Genomic DNA, 14,427 nt, shown 5'->3' with positions numbered 1-14,427 from the left:
CGCTTGCGGGAGACCGCTCGCCGGGTCACTCCTTGGTGGCCCGGTACTCGGTGACGATCGGCTCGAGCTCGTCGGGGGTGGCCCCGTGCATGATCACGGCGTCGGCACCGTAGTCGAACTCCTTGCGGATGCGGTCCACGCATTGGCTCGCCGATCCGGTGGCCGACGGCTCCAACCACTCGTCGGGGATCAGCGTGGCGATGTGCTCGATCTGCTCGGCACTGGCCTTGTGGTCGATGCCGCCCGGTATCGAGGTGACGACGGAGTCTTCCCGGAAGCGTTGCAGCACGGCCGGATCCCAGCCGTTGGTGCTCACCAACAGGTCGCCATAGCCCTGTAGGTAGGTGGCGAGCCGGGCCACGGTCTTCTTCAGTCGCAGTTCCTCGGGCAGGTGATCACCCACGGTGGCGAAGCACGACCACACCCGCACACTGTCGGGGTCGCGGCCGGCCTGCTCGGCGGCTTCTTTGACGGTCTTGACCGCGCGTTGCAGCGTCTCGGGGGTGAAGTAGGTGTGCAGGATGACGTCGTCGAACTCCCGCCCACCCAGCGCCAGGGTCTGCGGGCCGAAGGCCACGATTGCCAACCGGATGTCCTCGTTGAAGTCGGGATCGAGGAACAGCACCTGATACTTGCCGATCGGGCCGTCGTGATTGAACACCACCTCGCCGTGCCACAACTTGCGCATGACCTGGGCGAAGTCCTCCATCTGAGCGGTGGTCACCGCGGGAACCCCGAACGCGTTGTACATGGCCGCCACGCCGCGCCCGATGCCCAAGGTGAATCGGCCCCGGGACAACCGGTGCATCGTGGTGGCCCACGATCCGGTGATCAGGGGGTGGCGGGTGTTGTGATTGGTCGCCGCCGTCGCGATCTGCATCCGATCGGTCACCGCGCAGGCCGCGCCGACGAGCGACGAGGCTTCCTTGACGTTCCACCGCTCCGAGATGAATGCGGTGCCGAAGCCGAGTTCCTCGCCGCGGCGTGCCTCATCCATCAACGTCGCCGGGCCTTCACCGCCGGCACCGGCCAGCAGGTAGTAGCCGAGTTCGTCCAGGAATCGGTCGGTCATTTCGGCTCCTCGCGCAAGCGCTCGTCGGTCATGCCCAAACTCCTTGTTTGTAACCACAGTTCCACACCTCGGTGATGCGGCCGTCGACCACCCGGAAGATCTCCATGCTGCTGACCGTCATGGCGTTACCGTCGGGGAACGTCATCGGGGATTCGTACACGATCGCCACATGCTCGCCGTCGTCACCGGCGACGACCAGGTTGAGGTCGAACCGGATCGTCTCGAACATCGCCCAGTGATCGATCACCCTGTTCACCGCCTCTTCGTGGGTGAGCACCTTCGCCTCGCCCACATCGTGGCGGATGACGTTCTCTCCCAACAGTTCATCGGCAAGGGCGAAGTCCTTCTCGTTCCAGACCACCCAGTTGTACTGTTCGACGACTTCCCGCGCAGTGCGAACGGTCACGCAAAGACCTCCAGTGCGTTGATGTCTTCGATCGCCGCGACGGCCCGGTCGATGAGCGTCAGGCACAGCTGCCGGGACCGCTCGGGCGCCACATCCCAGGTGAGCAGGGCGACCACCGGCATGTACAGCAGCAGCGCGGTCGCGAAACGGTAATGCCGCCACGCCTCGTCGAACGTGTACCCGGCAACTTGACTGACGTACTCACGCAGCAGCTCCTCGTCCCGACCGTGACGCACCTCGGTCGGCAGACCCTGGCTGACCAGATACGCGATATCGGCCGCACCCGCACCGCGGACCGACAGCTGGAAGTCGACCACCTTGAGCGCATCCTCGTGAAAGAACATGTTGTCAGCGCGGATATCTCCGTGCAGCAACATGTTCCGTTCTGACAGAACGGAAAGTGCGGTGGGCGCGAGATCGGCGAATCGTTCGGCGAACGTGGCGACCGCCGCAGGCACCTGCTGACGGGTATGGTCCCGGTAGAGCTGCCAACCAGGAGCAAAAGCGGGCAGGAACAGGTCCCGGGTCAACGTGCTGTCAATGCTCGGGAACTCCTGCAGTACAGCCTCATCGACACCGGCCGACCAGGTGTGTAGGCCGGCCAGCTGCTGAATGCAGAGTTGGGCGCGCGGTAGCGACAGCCCGGCCAGGTGGTCGGCGTTCTCCCAGTCCCGTAGATCTTCGAGCACGAGCACGAAGTCGGGTCCCGACATCCGCGCGACGTGGCAGTGCGGTGTTGCGATGGGCGCATCTGGCGCGACATGCCGGTAGAAGTACAGCTCACGTTGGTAGCCGCCGAGCATCTCCATCCCGCCCCGCGCCAGGGAGTCGGCGGGCAGTTTGACGATCAAAGTCTCAGGGACATCATCGGATCCGTTCAGATGAATCCGATACAACGCCGCGGAGAAGCCGGTGTCCAGCGCGATCCGCTCGGCCCGCACCGCCGTCACCTTCGTGCCCAGCGCCTCGGTCAACCAGGACGCGGTCACCTCCTCGATGCCCGTGGGCACCGGTCCGGAAACCGGCACTGCGACTGATGTCATCATCGACCTCCGCACACAAATTTGACGCTGAACAACTAAGTTAGTTGTCGACCGTCTAATATGCAAGGGTGCCGTCCCCCGCCCAGGGCCTCACCCAGCCGGAGCGCGTGGAACAGTCCTCGCGCCGGCTGCTGCAGGCTGCCGCTGAGTTGATTGTCGAAAAGGGCTGGGAAGCAACGACTGCCGCCGAGATCGGACGGCGGGCGGGATATAGCCGAGCCATGGTGCATGCCCGCTACGGCAGCAAGGATGCCATCCTCGATGCCTTCCAGGATGTGTACGTGACACGGCTGAACCCCGATCCCGAGCCGGGCGCCACCGGGCTGCAGCAGGTGCTCGCGCATTTCGACCGCGTGCAGGAAATTCATGCCGAGGATGCCGCGGTGACCAGGGCCATGTTCGTGTCGGCATTCGAAGCGGTGAAGACCACGTCACCGCTGCGCGACGGCGTCCGCACCCAGTTGGCCGGGGCAGCCGTCAAGATCGAAGCCGGTCTGCGCGCCGGTATCGCCGATGGTTCCCTCCGGCCCGACATCGACGTCGACATCGCGTTGCGGGACATCACCGGATCCATCTTCGGGATCGCCTTCCAGTGGGTGGTCCTACCCGAGGACCACGATCTCGGCCACGAGATCAACTGCGTGCGAACCCGGATCACGTCAAGCTACGGTCGTTAAGAACCGCGCCGTCGCATCCTGAACCGCACCGGAGAACAGGTGCCCGACATGGCTGCCGTCGTGCCAGTGGAGCTCGCCGCCCCATTGCTCGTGCATCGCCAGGGCCGAACTGCGCATCGCCATCCGGTCATGCCAGGCGCCCACGATCAGACGTCGCTCGGCACACGGTCGGGTACGCAGCGGGTCGATCACGGAGGTCATCGCGGCCACCGTCGCTGACTGCAGCTGGTGCGCCGATTGCTGGCCCGCCGATCCCCAACGTCCCAGGTGCATGCCGATCATCGTGTTGAGGCCGAGGATCGGCGTGTAGAGGGCCACCGCGTCGACCCGAGCGTCGAGATGCGACACCAGCGCCGCCACCGCGCTGCCCAGTGACAAGCCCGCCACCGCGATCGAGGATGCCTGCGGTTCGAGCCAACCGATCAGAGCCCGTACCTCCGACACCGCTCGCATCATGCCGGCCACGTTGGCCAGCGGATCCCGAGCCGGGTACTCCGGCCAGGACCGGCGCCGCGGCCCGTGTCCCGGCTGCACGGGTAAGGCGACGTTGAAGCCGAGGTCGCTCAGGCGGCGCACCCGGGCGACGAGGAGGTCCATGGGATCGCCCTGACCCGCCCCGTGCACCCAGATCAGCCATGGCCGCGCGTCGTCTCCGCACCGGTACAGCCGGGCCCTTGCCGTGCCAACGCCGCCGTGCCCGTCGGCCAGCACCGAGGCGGGCAGTGCGGGTTCGTGGTCGAAGACGAGCTCCTCGAACGTCAGCGCGCCGAATCTGCGTGGCCGGATGTGTTTGACCTGCAGAGCATCTGGCGGCGGGTGCGCGGCGTCGATACCAAGTACGCCCAGTTCGTCGGCTGCCCACTGGTATTCACCCAATGGGCGCGGAAGCTGCGGCGGTGGACCGGTCAGCGTCATACCGGTGACGACGAGCTCGTCAAGGGTGACCTCACCGAGTTGACGCAGACCGGTGACCGACAATGGGTTCCATTGCCCGGCGAGCGCACCCACCGAGCGCGGCACCACGCCTCCGAGCTCCCACGCGATCCGGACCGCCCTATGCAATGGTGAATCCCGTGTACCCGTCGGCGGCTATCTGGTCACAGCGGCGCCGGTATTCGGGGATGCCCGCGGTGTAGCCGAGATACATCCGCTTCTTGCCGGGCACGTTGCCGCCGTTGTACCAGGAGTTGCAGCTCGGGTCCATCAGCACCGTGGGTTCCACCAGCGCCGTGGTGTGCTCGACCCAGTCGACCTGCGCCTGCGGCGTCGCCTCGATGGTCCGGCGCCCAGCGGACCTCAGGTACCCGATGCAGTCCGCGATCCACTCCACATGCTGTTCCAGGGCTGCCACGAAGTTCGTTGCCGCCGAGGGACTTCCCGGTCCCTGGATGGTGAACAGGTTCGGGAAGCCGGCCACCGCCACGCCCAGATAGGACAGCGCGCCCTCCTTGGACCAGTACTCCCCCAGCACCATGCCGTCGCGGCCCTGCACGTCGATCCGGCTCAACGCGCCGGTCATGGCGTCGAATCCCGTGGCATACACGATCACATCGAGGTCGAAGTCACCTTGTTCGGTGGAGATCCCGGTCTCCGTCACCTCACGGATGGCGCCCTGGCGCAGATCGACCAGCGTGACGTTGTCCCGGTTGTACGTCTCGTAGTAGCCCTGATCGATGATGGGCCGCTTGCACGCGAACGGGTGGCTCGGTGTCAGCGACGCCGCGGTCTGCGGATCTGAGACGATGCGGGCCACGGCTTGGCCGTAGAGTTCGGTGGCCATCCGGTTGGCGTCGATGTCGAAGAAGACATCGCCCCAATTGAGCGCGCCCATCACGCCGTTTTCCTCGACCGCGCGTCGTTTCTCCTCGGGTGAAGCGGCTTTCACCGGCGGCCGCACCAGCATCTCGAGCAGCACCGAGAACGCACTGAGCCGCGCCGCCCCGACCGGGTGTTCCCGCTGCGCAGCGCGGATGGCCGCATAGTCAGCCTTGAGCGCATCGAGTTCCCCCGGTTCGAAGGACCGAACCTGCCACGGCAGAGTGAACGCCGGGGACCGCTGGAGCACCGTGAGATGTTCGCACTGCCCCGCCACCACCGGGATGAGCTGTACCCCGGTGGAGCCGGTGCCGATCACCCCGACGCGCTTGCCGGCGAGGTCGACACCCTCGCGCGGCCAGTGACTCGTGTACAGCGAGGTGCCGGTGAAGCGGCCCATTCCGGGGATGTCGGGTTCCAGTGGCACCGAAAGGATTCCGGTGGCTGCGACCACGAACGGTGTGCGCAGCGCCTGGCCGTCGGCAGTGGTGACCGTCCAGTGCGAGGTACCTTCGTCGAAGGTCATCGCCACGACCTCGGTACCGAAGGCGATGTCGCGGCGAAGGTCCAGCCGGTCGGCGACGAAGTTCAGATATGCCTCGATCTCGGGCTGGGCGGGCATCGTCTCCGTCCAGACCCACTCCTGCTGGATCTCATCGCTGAAGCTGTAGGAGTATTCGATGCTCTCGATGTCGCAGCGGGCACCCGGGTACCGGTTGACCAGCCAGGTGCCGCCGACGTCATCGGCCTTCTCCAGGACCCGCACCCGCAGGCCCTGTTCTCGCAGCCGATGCAGCGCGTACAGCCCGGAGAATCCGGCGCCGACGACGATCGCATCGAAATCGGTGGCGCTCACAGATCGATGACCTTTTCGTTGCGGCTCTTCCGGTCGACGTAGAACTGTGCTGCCCGGCCGATCGATTCAGCGGTAGGAGCGGGTTCCCAACCCAGATCGCGGGTGGCCTTGCCGTGGTCAGCCGGCGAGGTCAGCCACATCAGCCGCGCCGCCGTGAGGTTCATCGGGAAATCGGTGCCGAACAATCGATTCGACAAACCGGCCAACCACCCGAAGGCATACAGGGGAGCCATGGGAATTCCGAATCTGGGCGGTCGGGCACCGACCGCTTGCGCGGCCGCGGTGAACATCTCCCGCTGCGACATATACCTTTCGGAGACGATGTAGCGCTCACCGATCCGGCCCCGGTCCGCGGCCCGAATGAGGGCATCGGCTGCGTCATCTATCCCGACCACCTCCGAACCCGCGCCTCTGACATAGACCGGTAGCTGTCCGAACGCTGCCATTGCGACGAGCGCGCCCTGCCTGGGCTGCCAGTCGGGCGGACCGTACGGATTGGACACGCACATCGCGACGGCCGGCAGTCCGCGCTCGCGCGCATATGACAGCACCAGATCTTCGGCCTGACGGCGGGATTCGATGTAGGGCCCGCCCTTGCCTCCCCAGTTGAACGGGGTGTCCTCGTCGACGGTTGCCCCGTCGTCACCGACGGCGATCGTCCCGATGGTGCTGAGGAACACGAAACGCTGCAGGTCCGCATTCACCGCGACGTCGAGGACATTGCGCAGGCCCTCGACATTGGTGTTGAAAAGCGGCGTGGGATCGGCCAGATGGGCGCGAGTGTCAACGACGCAGTAGAAGACCACGTCGCGGTCGGCCATCGCAGCAGCCACCGCCTCGGTGTCGAAGATATCTCCGTAGCAGCGTTCCACCTCGACGCCGTCGATACCCTTCGTCGAACTGCTCCGTCGCAGCAGTACCCGCACGTCGTCACCGCGCTCGACAAGCTGGCGGGTGACGCAGGCGCCCACGTTTCCGCTTGCGCCCATGACCAGTACTTTTCGCCGGCGATCCATCACCACTCCATCCCAATCGGCAATCAGCGATCGATGTTACGGTAACGCTTTCAGTAGCGTCCCGAGAATGGGTCAGAAACGGGGAGATCGATGAAGTACACCCTGGAATACCCCAGCGAGCTGCCCACCGCACCTGACGATTTCCTGCAACCCGAGGTCATCCGTACGGTAGCTACCCAGGCTGAAGCGGCGGGTTTCTCGGCGATCGCGTTGAGCGAGCATCCGGCCCCCTCGGTCAAGTGGCGGAACAACGGCGGCCACAACACGCTCGACCCGATCGCCGCGCTGAGCTTCATGGCGGCAGCCACCTCGCAGATCCGGTTGATGACCAACCTGTACGTGCTGCCCTTCCGGAACCCGTACCTGTCAGCCAAGGCACTGGGCAGCCTGGACCTGATCTCCGGTGGCCGACTCATCGCCGGCGTCGGGGCGGGCTACCTGCGATCCGAGTTCTCGGCAGTGGGCGTGGACATCGACCGACGTGCCGGGCTGCTCGATGAAGCGTTGGCGGCCCTGCATTCCATCTGGGCGGATCCCGAAAAACCGTTTTCCGGGCAGGATTTCGGCGCGGTCGGACCCGTCGCGCTGCAGCGCACGGCTCAGCGGCCCCATCCCCCGATCTGGATCGGCGGAAATGGAGCCGCCGCGATCCGGCGCGTGGTCGGGCACGGCAACGGATGGATGCCCATCATCGCCACGGCAGGCATGGCGTCGACCATGCGCACCACTGCCATCGAAAACGCCGACCAGTTCGGCACCGCCGTACAGCGCCTGCGCGACCGACTCGCCGATACCGACCGTGACCCGGCGTCCGTCGACATCCAGGTCGTCTGCCCACATACCAATCTGGAGGACGAAGCCTCGCTGCGGCACGCACGCGAGGTTCTCGCCGAACTCGCCGGCCACGGCGCCACCTGGGCCGTGGTGCACGTGGACGGCAGTAGCCCGGACGCCGCGCTCGACTACATCAAGACATTCGGCGAGGCGATGAATCTTGTTGCCGACGGGGGTGTCTCAGACTCGCGTTTGTAACGCCACGGCGGTGCTCGGCCAGATTTTTCGCCACAGCGTTACTCACGCGGCCGACTCATCGCCTACGCGGTCTTGAACTTCAACAAGGTTCGAGTCAGGTGCAGACTGGTGATCTGCCATGTGCCGTCACGCTTTTCGTAGGTCTCGTGATAGTGACCAGCCCCGTGCAGCTCGCTGCCGTCAGGGAAGAACAGCATGTCTTCCATGGCCCAGATACCTGTCGCGGTGGTGTCGGAGGTCAGCATGATCTCCGGGGTGTGGCAATGGTGCACCGTCGCCGCATGTTCGACACCACCCCATACCACCGGAAAGAACTCGTCGAAGCTCTTCAGCGGAGGCGCCGTCTGCGGATCGGCTCCCCCGGTCGAGACGGCCATGTCGAGCGTCACGACGACATCGTCGACGAACAATCCTCGCCAGGCATCGATGTCCTTGGTGTCCAGGAACCTGCAGTAGCGGGCCTTGAGCTGCTTGATCGCCTCGATGTCGTCGGACAACGGGTCACCTCCTGTTGATTGCCGCGGACTATACGGTAAGCGGCTCGGTTGGCTCCGCCCGCTTGCGCCGGTTTCGACGCCACGGCTGCCGGTGAGCACGTTTCGCAACCCTGACGTCGACAACAGCGTCGATGCACGACGTCGCACCGATTCCGCACCGCCCGCTTCCCGTGCAGTAACCGCTACTGTAATGTCTTCCGTACGTCCTGCGAGAACAGTGAAAACAGGAGGCAGCTGGCCATGAAAGTGCCGTTTACCTGGAAGGTCACCGGCTGGTTCATGATCGGTTGGTCGGCCGAGTACGAGGTCGGCGATGTGAAGGCGTTGAAGTACTTCGGTGAAGACCTCGCCGCCTACCGCGACGAGTCCGGCGAACTGCATGTGCTGGAAGCCCACTGCAAGCATCTGGGTGCCCACATCGGCCACGGCGGCAAGGTCGTCGGCGACTGCGTCGAGTGTCCGTTCCACGGCTGGCGGTGGGGTCCCAAGGGCAACAACACTTACATCCCCTACCAACCGGACAAGCCCAACCGTGGCCTGCGGTTGCGCTCCTATCCCGTCAAGGAGCAGTACGGCTGCATCTTCATGTGGTACCAGCCCGAAGGCAAGGAACCGCAGTGGGAACTGCCCGACATCTTCCACAAGTTCCCGCAGTTCGAAACCGATCCGAATACGTACTACCGGCCCTACCCGGAGTTCTCCAGCCGGGCCGACGCCATCCCGGTCCATCCACAGATCGTGGCTGAGAATGGGCCCGACAGTTCACATTTCCGCTATGTTCACGGCGCGACGGTGACGCCGGTGTGCCTGCACTGGGAGCACGTCGACGAGGAATGGCGGTTCCTGACCGGCTGGCCCGACGCCCGCAGCGACGACCCTGACAAGATGGCGCTGCGGATTCACAGTCACTTCTCCGGGCTCGGCTTCGCCATGAGCGCCTTCGAGGGTTCGTCGAACCACCGGTTGATCTTCGCCTGCACCCCGGTCGATGACGAGGTGTCGGACATGTTCTATTCGATCTGGTGGCCCAAGCTCCCCGGTGAGACGTCCGACATCCCACCCGAGCAGGTGCGCAAGCAGGTCGAGAAGCAGTTCCTCAAGACAGTGTGGGAGGACTGCGACATCTGGCGCTACCAGAAGTACGTCGAGCATCCGCCGCTGGCCAAGATCGACGCGAAACCCTATATGGCCATGCGTAAGTGGGCCACGCAGTTCTACGAGGTGCCTCCGGTCGGCTCACCGGCATGAAACTCGATCTGAAAGAACTCGTCGCACCCGGCCACACCGCGATCATCACCCAGGAATGCCAGGGTGCGGTGGTCGGTCCCGACGCGGGGTTGGCCGCCCTCGCCGACGAGGCGCGCCGGGAAGCGCTACCCAACATCGCCAGGCTGCTGCCTGCGGCGCGGGACGTCTCGGCCAGGGTGGTGCACTGTCTGGTGCAACGACGCCCGGACGGGCTGGGTTCCAACCACAACGCCAAGATCTTCGCCATCGGCCGCACCGGCGTCGGTATCCTGCCCGGCACCCCCGGGGCCACCCTATTGCCCGAGTTCGGCCCGGAGCCAGACGATCTCGTCCTGTCCCGCTGGCACGGCCTGGGACCGATGGGCGGTACCGACCTGGATGCCGTTCTTCGCAACCTCGGCGTGAGGACCATCGTGGCCGTCGGCGTCTCGGTGAACGTCGCGATCATCAACCTGGTGATGGACGCGGTCAACGCCGGGTACCGGGTCGTGCTGCCGCGCGATGCGGTGGCCGGCATTCCGACGGCCTACGCCGACGCGGTCATCGACAACACGTTGTCCCTACTCGCTACCGTCACCACAACCGAAGACCTGCTGCACGCCTGGCAGCGCTGACCGCCCAAGAGGAGAAGCCCGTGCAGTTCACCGTTCCGGCCGTCGCGGAGGCCGTCGCCACCGCCATCGGAGATCGTCCGCTGATCGTCCAGGGCGAGCGGCGGTTCACCTACCGCCAGATCGTGGACCGCTCGAATCGCCTGGCGGCGTTCCTGCATTCGCGCGGTTTGGGCGCACAGACCGAACGTGGCGCACTGGCCGGTCACGAGGTGGGCCAGGATCTGCTCGGGATCTACGCCTACAACGGACCCGAGTTCGTCGAATCCCTGCTCGGCTCCTTCCGCGCCCGGGTCGCCCCGTTCAATGTCAACTACCGCTACGTCAAGAACGAACTGCAGTACCTGCTGGCCGACTCCGGTGCATCCGCGCTGGTGTACCACTCGGCGTTCGCACCGCGGGTGGCCGAGGTCCTGCCGGACCTGCCGGCACTGCGGGTGCTGATCCAGATTGCCGACGGCTCCGGCAACGAGCTGCTCGACGGCGCAGTGGATTACGACTCGATCGTCGCCGAGGATGCTGCGACAGAGGCACCCGTCGAGCCTTGCCCGGACGACCTCTACGTGCTCTACACCGGCGGTACAACCGGAATGCCCAAGGGCGTGTTGTGGCGTCAGCACGACATTTTCATGACCGCATTCGGCGGACGCAACATGGTGACCGGCGAGAGAGCACAGTCCGTCGAGGAGATCGTCGGGCGTGCAGTCGACAATCCGGGTACCAAGCTGATGATCCTGCCGCCGCTGATCCACGGTGCAGCCCAGTGGGCCGCGATGACCGCGATCACCACGGGCCAGACGCTGGTCTTTCCCGGCGTGGTGGATCGTTTCGACGCCGACGACGTGGTGCGCACCATCGAACGCGAGCAGGTGCTGGTGGCGACGGTGGTGGGTGACGCGATGGCCCGCCCCCTGCTGGACGCGATCAAGTCAGGGGCTGCGGACGTGTCATCCCTGTCTGTCGTGGCCAACGGTGGTGCGCAGCTGACCCCTTACGTCAAGCAGCAACTCATCGACGCCAAGGCCAATCTCATCGTCGTCGACGGTGTCGGCTCGTCGGAGACGGGTGCCCAGATGAGCCACATGTCGGCCCCTGGCGCGGTGTCGACCGGCACCTTCAACGCCGGACCCGATACCTGTGTGGTGACCGAGGATTTCACCGCTGTCCTGCCCGCCGGACACGACGGGCTGGGCTGGCTGGCGCAGCGCGGGTTCGTGCCGCTCGGATACAAGGGCGACGCCGCCAAGACAGCGGCGACCTTCCCGGTGATCGAGGGCGTGCGTTATGCGACGCCGGGCGATCGGGCCCGCCATCTGGACAGCGGCGCGATCGAGTTGCTCGGCCGCGATTCGGTGACCATCAACTCCGGGGGCGAGAAGATCTTCGCCGAGGAGGTCGAATCCGCGATCGCCTCGCACCCGGCGGTGCGCGACGTGGTTGTCACCGGGCGTCCCAGTGAACGTTGGGGACAGGAAGTGGTCGCCATCGTCTGTTTGGCCGAGGAGGCATTGGCGGACGGACCCGTAGCAGCCGACGAGTTGATCCGGCACGCCGAATCCTCGATCGCCCGCTACAAGCTGCCCAAAGCCGTGGTGTTCCGCCCGGTCATCGAACGCAGCCCCGCCGGCAAGGCCGACTACCGCTGGGCGCGCGAGCAGGCGGTCAGCGAAACTTCCTGAGCCGAGCGGCGGTTCGGCTACGGGCCCGCCGCAGCATGAGATCGGTGCTGACGCGCATCGAGGTGGTGAACGGCTTGGCCGCCTGACCCGTGACACTGAACGGTAGATCGTTGCCCACCACCGAGCGGTAGTGGCTGAAGGTATCGAAGCCGGCCTTACCGTGATAGGCGCCCGTCCCGCTGCGTCCGACTCCGCCGAACGGCGCGTCGGACGGGATCATGTGCGCGGCAAAGTCGTTGCGGGCCACCCCGCCGCTGCGGGTACGGCTCACGAAATGCCGGAAGTCGGCATCGTCCGGACCGAACCAGTAGGCCACCAACGGTGATGGGTTGGTGTTGATGTGGTCGACGGCCTCGTCGAGTGCGGAGTATCCGCGCACCACCAGTACCGGCCCGAACACCTCTTCGCTCGCGATCCGCATCCGGTCGTCGACGTCACGCACGATGGTCGGGGCGATCTTGCGCGAGCCCGGATCAGGCAGCACCTCGCCGACGGGCACGACGGAGTCGATCCGGGCTCCCTGGGCGCGGGCGTCGGCGATCAACCCGACAACCCGGTCGAAGTTGGCCTGGTTCACCGACGAGCAGTAGTCGGGATTGCCGACGATGCTGGGGAACAGATTGGTCAACGTTTTCCGTGCCACCTCGACGAACCGGTCCACCTGCGCATCGGGCACGAAGACGTAGTCCGGGCACACGCACACCTGACCACCATTGACCATGCGCGCCTGGGCGATTCGGCTTGCGGCCCGTTCCAGATCTGCGCCGGGGGCCACGACCACCGGGTTCTTGCCGCCCAGCTCAAGCGTGACGGGAACCAGGTTGTCCGAGGCGGCCCGGGCGACCAGTTTCCCGATCGAAGGCGAACCGGTGAAGAACAGGTGGTCGAACGGCAGGCCGGCGAACGCCGCGGCCACTTCCGGCCCGCCGGTGACCACCTGCAGTTCAGTCGTGTCGAAGTACTTCGGCGCGGTGGTCGCCATCAGTTCGGCGGTGCGCGGAGTGACCTCGGACATCTTGATCATCACCCGATTGCCCGCGGCGAATGCCGCAGCCGCCGGCAACACTGTCAGCTGGATCGGGAAATTCCACGGTCCGATCACCCCGACCACACCGAGTGGGCTGGGCAGCACCTCGGCGCGCAGGCCCGCGAAGCGCGTCGCCCGAAGCAGCTTCGTCGCGCGCATCCACTGTGGCACGTGGGCCCTGGTGTGTTCGATGACCGAGAGCATGCCGAGGATCTCGGAGAGAAACGCCGCCGACCGTGACCTCGACCCGTAGTCGGCAGCAGTGGCAGCGACGAAATCCTCGGAGTTGTCCAGGACCATCGCGAGCAACCGGTCGATGCGGTTGCGGCGCAACGCGACATCGGGCGGACCGTCGGCGATGAATGACCGGCGCTGGGCCGCCAGCAACTCGTCCAGGTCGTCGCGCTGCGACTGCACTGCCGCACGCTCCTCGATCGCGCTCATCGAATCCGTCTCCTCGCCAGGCACGCATGACATCTCCCGGAGATGCTTCCGGGAAGGCTAACGGTAGCACTCCACCGACAGGCCGAAGACGATTGTCCAACCAGCCCGAATTGTTTACAGTCATGCTTACTGTCGTTCATTCGGTGAAGGGTTGGGGCATGTCAGAAACCGCACGCAGAGTCGTCGTCGTCGGAGCCGGATCCGGGATCGGAGCGGCAACCGCGGCGCACTTCTTCGAGCGCGGCGACCACGTGCTCGCGGTGGATCTGCGCGCAGGTGACACCCCGGCTTCCGAACACGCCACCTGCGACCTCCGCGACGCCGCCGACATCACCCGACTACTGGGCGAGATCGGTGACGGCTGGGACCTGCTCGCGCATGTCGCGGGCGTGCCGGGTACCGCGCCGGCCGCCGACGTTCTGAAGGTCAACTATCTCGGCATGCGACTGATGACCGAAGGGATGCTGCCGCTGTTGCGCCCCGGCGGCTCGATCGTCACTGTTGCGTCAACCGCGGCACTGGGCTGGCAGCAGCGCATCGACATCCTCGACGGACTTCTCGAGCTCACCGACGGCGACTCGGTGGCGCAATGGCAGACCGGGCAGGATCCGGATTTTCCCGTCTACACCACCTCCAAGCAGGCCGCGATCCTGTTCGTCAAGCGAGTGGCCGGCCCGGCCTGGAGCAAGTACGGGGTCCGAGTCAACACGGTCAGCCCGGGCCCGGTCGAGACACCGATCCTGTCCGACTTCGAGCAGACCATGGGCAAGGACGTCCTGGACCTGGTGCGGGCCACCGTGGGCCGGCACGCCACCGTGGACGACGTGGTTCCACTGATCGCCTTCCTCGCCTCCTCCGAGGCACGTTGGATCAATGGTCAGGACATCCAGGTCGACGCCGGCTTCATCGCCGCGATGAGCAACGGGGCTCCGATCACACTCTGAACGCCACACAGATTCAGTTACTGTAAGATTTACAGTAATATGCATCAGAGTGATCGGTCG

At 65.6% G+C, this 14,427-nt stretch carries 14 protein-coding genes; 6 read left to right on the top strand and 8 right to left on the bottom strand.

Going from position 1 to position 14,427, the window contains the following annotated elements:
* Positions 1–25 precede the first annotated feature (25 nt).
* From AC4LGL_RS09510 to AC4LGL_RS09500, 3 genes are read right to left on the bottom strand one after another with little or no spacing between them, the layout of a single operon-like run.
* On the bottom strand, positions 26–1,072 hold the full coding sequence (locus AC4LGL_RS09510; protein WP_491838490.1) for a TIGR03857 family LLM class F420-dependent oxidoreductase: 1,047 nt from the start codon (positions 1,070–1,072) through the stop codon (positions 26–28).
* Between the two features lie 28 nt (positions 1,073–1,100).
* Positions 1,101–1,478: a nuclear transport factor 2 family protein gene (locus AC4LGL_RS09505; RefSeq protein WP_135359825.1), complete on the bottom strand. Its 378-nt coding sequence runs from the start codon at positions 1,476–1,478 to the stop codon at positions 1,101–1,103.
* A complete protein-coding gene (locus AC4LGL_RS09500; protein ID WP_491838489.1) occupies positions 1,475–2,521 on the bottom strand; it encodes a phosphotransferase in 1,047 nt (348 codons plus the stop codon). Before AC4LGL_RS09500 ends, AC4LGL_RS09505 begins: the two co-directional genes overlap by 4 nt.
* A 68-nt stretch (positions 2,522–2,589) precedes the next feature.
* Between AC4LGL_RS09500 and AC4LGL_RS09495 the strand changes: the two genes are divergently transcribed.
* Positions 2,590–3,198 (top strand): TetR/AcrR family transcriptional regulator, encoded by a 609-nt coding sequence (locus AC4LGL_RS09495; protein ID WP_491838488.1) that lies wholly within the window; start codon positions 2,590–2,592, stop codon positions 3,196–3,198.
* Here the strand turns inward: AC4LGL_RS09495 and AC4LGL_RS09490 are convergent.
* The 3 genes from AC4LGL_RS09490 to AC4LGL_RS09480 are packed head-to-tail and all read right to left on the bottom strand — an operon-like array spanning position 3,181 to position 6,885.
* A complete protein-coding gene (locus AC4LGL_RS09490) occupies positions 3,181–4,260 on the bottom strand; it encodes an alpha/beta hydrolase (protein WP_491838487.1) in 1,080 nt (359 codons plus the stop codon). The genes AC4LGL_RS09495 and AC4LGL_RS09490 overlap by 18 nt on opposite strands.
* Positions 4,253–5,869, bottom strand: coding sequence for a flavin-containing monooxygenase (locus AC4LGL_RS09485; protein WP_491838486.1), 1,617 nt, complete (start codon positions 5,867–5,869; stop codon positions 4,253–4,255). The genes AC4LGL_RS09490 and AC4LGL_RS09485 overlap by 8 nt, the downstream gene beginning before the upstream one ends.
* Positions 5,866–6,885 (bottom strand): NAD-dependent epimerase/dehydratase family protein, encoded by a 1,020-nt coding sequence (locus AC4LGL_RS09480; RefSeq protein ID WP_491838485.1) that lies wholly within the window; start codon positions 6,883–6,885, stop codon positions 5,866–5,868. The genes AC4LGL_RS09485 and AC4LGL_RS09480 overlap by 4 nt, the downstream gene beginning before the upstream one ends.
* A gap of 90 nt (positions 6,886–6,975) precedes the next feature.
* On the opposite strand from AC4LGL_RS09480, the gene AC4LGL_RS09475 reads away from it, so the two are divergent.
* Positions 6,976–7,917 carry a TIGR03619 family F420-dependent LLM class oxidoreductase gene (locus AC4LGL_RS09475; protein ID WP_491838484.1) on the top strand — a complete coding sequence of 314 codons (942 nt, stop codon included), beginning with the start codon at positions 6,976–6,978 and terminating at the stop codon, positions 7,915–7,917.
* Between the two features lie 62 nt (positions 7,918–7,979).
* Here AC4LGL_RS09475 and AC4LGL_RS09470 read toward each other — a convergent pair whose 3' ends face one another.
* Positions 7,980–8,414, bottom strand: a complete 435-nt coding sequence (locus AC4LGL_RS09470; protein ID WP_135359777.1) for a nuclear transport factor 2 family protein — start codon at positions 8,412–8,414, stop codon at positions 7,980–7,982.
* 240 nt (positions 8,415–8,654) lie between these two features.
* Between AC4LGL_RS09470 and AC4LGL_RS09465 the strand changes: the two genes are divergently transcribed.
* The 3 genes from AC4LGL_RS09465 to AC4LGL_RS09455 are packed head-to-tail and all read left to right on the top strand — an operon-like array spanning position 8,655 to position 11,952.
* Positions 8,655–9,662 (top strand): Rieske 2Fe-2S domain-containing protein, encoded by a 1,008-nt coding sequence (locus AC4LGL_RS09465; protein ID WP_491838483.1) that lies wholly within the window; start codon positions 8,655–8,657, stop codon positions 9,660–9,662.
* A complete protein-coding gene (locus AC4LGL_RS09460; protein WP_491838482.1) occupies positions 9,659–10,276 on the top strand; it encodes a cysteine hydrolase family protein in 618 nt (205 codons plus the stop codon). Before AC4LGL_RS09465 ends, AC4LGL_RS09460 begins: the two co-directional genes overlap by 4 nt.
* A gap of 20 nt (positions 10,277–10,296) precedes the next feature.
* The gene (locus AC4LGL_RS09455) at positions 10,297–11,952 is read left to right on the top strand and encodes a medium-chain acyl-CoA ligase Mig (RefSeq protein WP_491838481.1); all 1,656 of its coding nucleotides are present in this window, start codon (positions 10,297–10,299) and stop codon (positions 11,950–11,952) included.
* Here the strand turns inward: AC4LGL_RS09455 and AC4LGL_RS09450 are convergent.
* Positions 11,936–13,423: an aldehyde dehydrogenase family protein gene (locus tag AC4LGL_RS09450; RefSeq protein WP_491838480.1), complete on the bottom strand. Its 1,488-nt coding sequence runs from the start codon at positions 13,421–13,423 to the stop codon at positions 11,936–11,938. The two genes, AC4LGL_RS09455 and AC4LGL_RS09450, sit on opposite strands and share 17 nt — an antisense overlap.
* A 158-nt stretch (positions 13,424–13,581) precedes the next feature.
* Here AC4LGL_RS09450 and AC4LGL_RS09445 point away from each other — a divergent pair, with 158 nt between their 5' ends.
* Positions 13,582–14,367 (top strand): SDR family oxidoreductase, encoded by a 786-nt coding sequence (locus AC4LGL_RS09445; RefSeq protein ID WP_491838479.1) that lies wholly within the window; start codon positions 13,582–13,584, stop codon positions 14,365–14,367.
* Positions 14,368–14,427: the final 60 nt, after the last annotated feature.

This window comes from Mycolicibacterium arcueilense (genome assembly GCF_058536225.1).
Note: the sequence above shows the minus strand (reverse complement) of the source record. Positions and strands in the feature narration are given on the sequence as shown.